Below are 1,823 nucleotides of genomic sequence, written 5' to 3' on the forward strand. Positions count from 1 at the left end.
CTCCCCCACCACGTCCGCACCCGACGACAGCAGCTCCCACAACGCGGCCGGGCCGTCCACACCTCCGGGCAGCCGCAGTCCCAGACCGACGATGGCGACGGGCTCGTCCGTGACGATCTTCATCGGCGGGATGACGGCGTGAGTCGGGGTGAGACCGGCCACCTCGGTGAACAGGTGGTCAGCGAGCGCGGCGGGCGTGGGGTAGTCGAACACCAGCGTCGCCGGCAGGGCTGTTCCGGTCAGAGCGGTGAGACGGTTGCGCAGCTCGACCGACGTCAGTGAATCGAACCCCGCGTCGCTGAACGTCTGGTCGGCCCGCACCAGGTCCTGACCGGCGGCCCCGAGGATCACGGCGGCCTCGGCGCGGACCAGGCCGACCAGATGGGCCACCTGATCCTCCCGATCCATCGCCGCCAGCGTCGCCTGCAACGCTCCGACGGTGCCGGAGGCGGCGGTGCGGCGCTGCGGCCCCGCCAGAGCCTGGAGCAAAGGGGGGACAGGACCGTGGTGGCGACGCAGCACCGCCAGGTCCAGCACCATCGGGACCAGCGTCGGCTGACGGGAGGTGAGAGCCTGATCCAGCAGCGCCATACCCGGCTCGGGATCCAACGCGCCCATCCCGGTGCGGCTCATGCGTGCCAGGTCGGCCTGGCTGAGGTGCTCGGTCATCGTGCTCGCCGGCGCCCAATAGCCCCAGGCGAGGGACACCGCGGCCTCACCGGCGGCACGCCGACGGGTGGCAAGGGCGTCGAGATAGCAGTTCGCGGCCGCGTAGGTCCCCTGCCCCGGAGCGCCCAGCACCCCGGCGACGGAGGAGAACAGCACGAACGCCGCCAGCCCGAGCCCTCGGGTCAGCTCGTCCAGATGCGCGGCCGCATCCGCCTTCGGACGCAGTACGGCCTCCAGCCGCTCCGCCGTGAGCCCGCCCAAGACCGCGTCATCCAGCACACCAGCGGTGTGGATCACCCCGCTGAGCGGCCCCGGCACCGAGTCCAGCAGGGCCTCGGCCTGACCCCGGTCGGCGACGTCACCGGCGACGATCCGCACGTGGGCGCCGGCGGCCTCCAGCTCCTCCCGCAGCTGTGCGGCTCCGGGCGCGGCGGGGCCTTGCCTTGAGACCAGCACCAGGCTCCGGACCTCATGCTCGGCGACGAGGTGGCGGGCGACGAGACCGCCCAGGGTCCCGGTTCCGCCGGTGATCACCACGCAGCCCGCACCCAGGTCCCCGGCCGCGAAATCCTCCTGAGGGGCTCGGGTGAGTCGGGGGACTTCGATCCGCCCGTCCCTGAGCCGGATCTCTCCTTCGTCCGCGGCGGCGGCCTGCTCCAGCGGACCCGTCAGATCGACGGGTTCCGCCGCGTCCGAGGCGAGGTCGACCAGCAGGATGCGGCCCGGGTTCTCGGACTGGGCCGAGCGGGTCAGCCCGGCGACCGCGGCCGCCACCGGATCGCTGCCCGCGTCCCGGACCACCACCGCCAGCCGGATTTCCCGGAAGGCCGGGTCGGTGGCGAAGACCTGCAGCACGTCCAGCACCCGCGCCAGTTCCCCACGCACCCGCGCCAGTTCTCCGGCGCCGTCGGTAGGCCCGGCATGAAGGATGAGCCACGGCGGGAGGTCCTGTTCCAGCGCTCGCAGGTCGGCCACGTCCCCGATCACGGCACAGGCGGGCGCGTCGGCCGGGGCCTGGCCGGTGGCGAGGGGGATCCAGTCGACGGTGAACAGCGCGCCGCGGGCCGACGCGTCGGGGGCGGTGAGGTCGGTGGCGGCGACGGGCCGTGTGGTCAGGGCTCCCAGGGTCAGGACCGGGTCACCGGCCGTGTCCG

General features: G+C 73.6%; 1 protein-coding gene. It reads right to left on the minus strand.

Annotated elements, in window-relative coordinates:
• Positions 1 to 1,823: type I polyketide synthase (locus ND747_RS16220; protein WP_251734449.1), on the minus strand; the 1,823-nt coding region annotated here is incomplete at both ends.

Source organism: Frankia sp. R82 (genome assembly GCF_023716925.1).
In the GTDB taxonomy this organism is placed as follows: domain Bacteria; phylum Actinomycetota; class Actinomycetes; order Frankiales; family Frankiaceae; genus Frankia.